Annotated in this window: 3 protein-coding genes; all 3 read left to right on the top strand. The window is 56.1% G+C overall.

Going from position 1 to position 2,064, the window contains the following annotated elements; translation table 11 throughout:
* Nucleotides 1-588: hypothetical protein (locus WA354_RS20895; RefSeq protein WP_472814958.1), on the top strand; the 588-nt coding region annotated here is incomplete at its 5' end.
* A gap of 2 nt (nt 589-590) precedes the next feature.
* Nucleotides 591-887: a hypothetical protein gene (locus WA354_RS20890; protein WP_472814957.1), complete on the top strand. Its 297-nt coding sequence runs from the start codon at nt 591-593 to the stop codon at nt 885-887.
* 277 nt (nt 888-1,164) lie between these two features.
* Nucleotides 1,165-2,064: type IV toxin-antitoxin system AbiEi family antitoxin (locus tag WA354_RS20885; protein ID WP_472814956.1), on the top strand; the 900-nt coding region annotated here is incomplete at its 3' end.

Here is a 2,064-nt window from a genome sequence, read left to right as displayed (position 1 = left end):
GACGAAGACCTCGTTGAAGTCGCCGCATCGGCTTCAGCAGCGCTCGGCGCTGGCCCGAGCCGGAAGGAACTGGCCGCGTGGATTCGAAGACTGCCACAAAAAGAGAAAGACGCCCTGTTGGTATCCGCTGTATCGGAGCCCAGTGAACGCTGGAAAAGTGATCTTCTGCGGAATTTTCAGAGGCACAACGCGCCACGTACATCACCTGCAACTGGCGCTGCTCAACGGCGCACTGCTGGCGATCTCCTCACCGCTGCCCATGCGCGTGCGGAAGAGAGGGACCGGCTGCTAAACGCAAAGCGGGCTGCGGAAACGTCGCGGCGAAAAGCAGAAGACGAGGCAAGGCGTGCAGGGTATCTGGACCAGTTGGGAAAACGCGAAGCAGCGGCCTGGAATCAGATTGCAGCACATATCCAAGAACGTCAGCCCAACGAATACGATAAAGCAGTCACTCTGCTGACTGACCTGCGTGATGTGGCAGTCCGGCGAGGGCGTGTGCCTGCATTCCAGTCAGCTCTGGAGAAACTCCGCCAAGAGCACTCTGCCAAGGTGAGTTTTCTTCGTCGGCTGGCGAAGGCAAGGCTGTAACGATGATGAAGGTCCAGATCAAGAAGCCAGATCACCAGATCAAGAAGCCAGATCAGAAGATGCAGGCATGGATTGACGCACAGAAGCGCCATCGTTTATCTCATGAGCAAGTACAGATGGCGCGCAAGTTGGGAATGAATCCCGCGAAGTTAGGCCAGATCGACAACCATAAGCAGGAGCCGTGGAAGTTACCGCTGGCGCAGTTCATTGAGGAACGCTACTTCGAACGATTCGGCAAAACCTCACCCAGAGCAGTCGTTTCAGCCGAAGAACAGCTCCGCTCTGAGAAGAAGAGGTAGGAGGCCGGGCGCTCGCCACCAGCCCCTCCCGCGGGGCAATCATCAACTCTTCACTGAAGGAGTGGCGTGCGGTGAATAAAGTTGTGCGCTGACAGCAAGGTGAGGTATGCAAACGCGCGTTACGCTCTCATCACTTCCGAGATGTTCACGAAACGTGTACAGGATCGATTTGTGAACGAAACGTCGTCTCCAGGACGCGGCTCTTGGGTATGTTCACTATTTTATGTTGTTCACGGTACGTGTACAATTATATAGAGTGATCACTACAGGTGTTGCGATGAAATACACAGGCGAGGAACAACAGCTTCTTGGGAACGCCCTGGAAGCACTAGCCAAAGAGACCGGAATGACGGCCCGCGTGCTTGACCGCGAAGCTCGTCTTGACCGGGGCAAGCATCGGCCCGACGCCATTGTCGAAGTCATGACGACGAAGCAGACCTACAATTTCGCAGTTGAGATCAGAAACAACATCGACCGCTTTGCAACGTTGCATCAACTCCGAGCATTGTTGCCCCCAAACCACAAACAGACCTTGCTCATCGTCGCCCCCTACATCAGCCAGCAACTGGCGGAGCGTTGTCGCGAATTGGACATGTGTTTTGCAGACACTGCAGGCAATGCGTATCTGCATGCGCCCGGCCTGCACGTTTACATCACAGGAAGGCCGAAGCCGCCGGAACTGAGAGCCAACGACAGAGCCAAGGCAATGAATGCTGCAGGGCTGCGAGTTGTATTCGCGCTCTTATGTCAGCCACACCTCCTGAATGCGACATACCGAGAAATCGCAGCCACGGCACAAGTAGCGCTCGGCACTGTTGGGCAGGCATTCAAGTACCTGGAGAACCGGCGTCACATCACCGCACAGGCTGCCGAAGGCAATCGCCGGTTCTTGGCGCCCGAACGCACCTTGCAGGAGTGGGTGACGCTCTACCCGACTGTTCTTAGACCGAAGCTCCATGCCCGACGATTCCGCACGACGGTTATGAACTGGACAGAGGGGGTGGATCTCCAGCCTTACCGTACATTCTGGGGCGGCGAGGTCGCGGCCAATCGGCTAGATCACTATCTGCAGCCGCAGACTGCGACGATATACGCACCCGAGATGCCAACCAAGTTGATTGTGGACCAGCGAATGAAAGCAGACGTCAATGGCAACACGGAGATTCTCGGTATCTTC

Source organism: Occallatibacter sp. (genome assembly GCF_049802275.1).
GTDB lineage: Bacteria > Acidobacteriota > Terriglobia > Terriglobales > Acidobacteriaceae > Telmatobacter.
Note: the sequence above shows the minus strand (reverse complement) of the source record. Positions and strands in the feature narration are given on the sequence as shown.

What these genes read in the sequence shown, in the direction of transcription:
- WA354_RS20890 (WP_472814957.1), top strand. Translation starts at nt 591, where the DNA reads ATGATGAAGGTCCAGATCAAGAAGCCAGATCACCAGATCAAGAAGCCA.